This is a genomic window from Vibrio sp. Vb1574 (assembly GCF_033338675.1).
The window spans coordinates 1-1427 of the sequence record NZ_JAWOTC010000197.1 but is presented as its reverse complement, the minus strand read 5'-3'; the positions used below and the strand labels follow the sequence as shown (position 1 = coordinate 1427).

The following is a 1427-nucleotide window of genomic DNA, read 5'->3' as shown; positions in this document are numbered from 1 at the left end:
TTGAAACAAAAGCGAGTACATTCAGGCACTCTACTATCATTATGGACGACGGACATGACCACTTGGATCACTTTGCCTTTTGCTCAACTAACTACCTTACAACTGTATGAGATGCTGCGCTTACGCGTCGACGTGTTCGTCGTCGAGCAAACTTGCCCGTACCCGGAGCTAGATGGTAAGGATATTATTGACGGCGTTCATCACCTACTCGGCTACCACAATGATGAATTAGTTGCCTGCGCTCGGCTTCTGCCAGCTGGAACCACTTACGATAACGTCAGTATTGGCCGAGTCGTGACCAAACAAACAGCCCGAGGTGGTGGCTTAGGCCATCAGCTAATCACACGAGCCATCCAAGCATGCTCTACGTTATGGCCCGAAAAAACCATAGACATTGGTGCACAAGAACATCTTATCGATTTTTATGCTCACCATGGATTTGAGGTTATTTCTGACAGTTACTTAGAAGATGGAATTCCACACGTAGACATGCGCAGGAAGCATTCGACTCAATAAACCTCTACAAAACTGCAATAAAAAAGACGCGAGATGATCGCGTCTTTTTTAAATCTACAACGGAAACTATTTGTTTCTGCCGAAGCTGCCATCCGATAGACGGAAGAACATAACCGAATGATCGCTCTTTTCCAGTTGCAACATATCTAACTGGCCGTTTTCTGAGAGTTTAAAACGGATGAGTTGCCCCTGCTTGATATGGCTCAGTGGCTTATCGCTTCCTTCTATTTTTACTAAGGCGCTAAGGTCAGCCATAGAAAGCTGATTGTTGCGAAAAACTTGAGCTAACGTATCACCATTCTTCACATGGTACTCTTTCCAGTCTTCTGACTTAGGCCCCGAGTTTTGCGACGTACGTTGCTGACTCAGGCTTTGCGCATTTAACTGGATCGCAACACGCTGGCTATCCCCTTCACCCTGCGGTTCGACTAACGGTTCCGTTTTTTTCGGTAACGGTACAATCAGAAGTAGAAGTAATAATGGCATTAACACCATCAAAGCTCGTTGATGGAATTTAGGTAAGCGCTGCCAAAATGCCTTGATTGGTTCTACACGTTCCAACCACTTACTTTTGTTGAACGGCTGCTTCCAGTTGATAGCAGCGAACTTTTGTTTGACCAACTCGACGTAGTCGACTTGCTGCTTTTTCTTTCTGCGACGATTCATGTTGATGTGTCCCTTAATACTTCTACTACCAGTATAAAAATACCAGCGCGGAGAGTATATGGTTTTGACTAAAGTAAAATGGAATTTGGTTTAAATTAGCAGAAATTTCACTTGGAGTAAGAGATAAGTCACACGCTGACTGGTCAGATAACGCAATCGCCAGCAATTATTTAAACCTAAGCTCGAAACTGATATCCTGTTACCTTTATCACTCCTAATAAGAGCGACATTCATGTCTGAAATTA

The 1427-nt window shown here is 43.9% G+C and carries 2 protein-coding genes; one reads left to right on the top strand and one right to left on the bottom strand.

From position 1 onward, the window contains the following. The first annotated feature begins 54 nt into the window (after nt 1-54). Nucleotides 55-516: a GNAT family N-acetyltransferase gene (locus R7O12_RS24765; RefSeq protein WP_046265221.1), complete on the top strand. Its 462-nt coding sequence runs from the start codon at nt 55-57 to the stop codon at nt 514-516. Nucleotides 517-582: 66 nt separating this feature from the next. Here R7O12_RS24765 and R7O12_RS24760 read toward each other — a convergent pair whose 3' ends face one another. Next, entirely contained in the window at nt 583-1182 is a 600-nt protein-coding gene (locus R7O12_RS24760; RefSeq protein WP_005496937.1) for a LysM-like peptidoglycan-binding domain-containing protein, read from the bottom strand. Nucleotides 1183-1427: the final 245 nt, after the last annotated feature.

Coding starts and splice junctions, on each gene's coding strand:
- R7O12_RS24765 (WP_046265221.1), top strand. CDS start 55: ATGACCACTTGGATCACTTTGCCTTTTGCTCAACTAACTACCTTACAA.
- R7O12_RS24760 (WP_005496937.1), bottom strand. CDS start 1,182: ATGAATCGTCGCAGAAAGAAAAAGCAGCAAGTCGACTACGTCGAGTTG.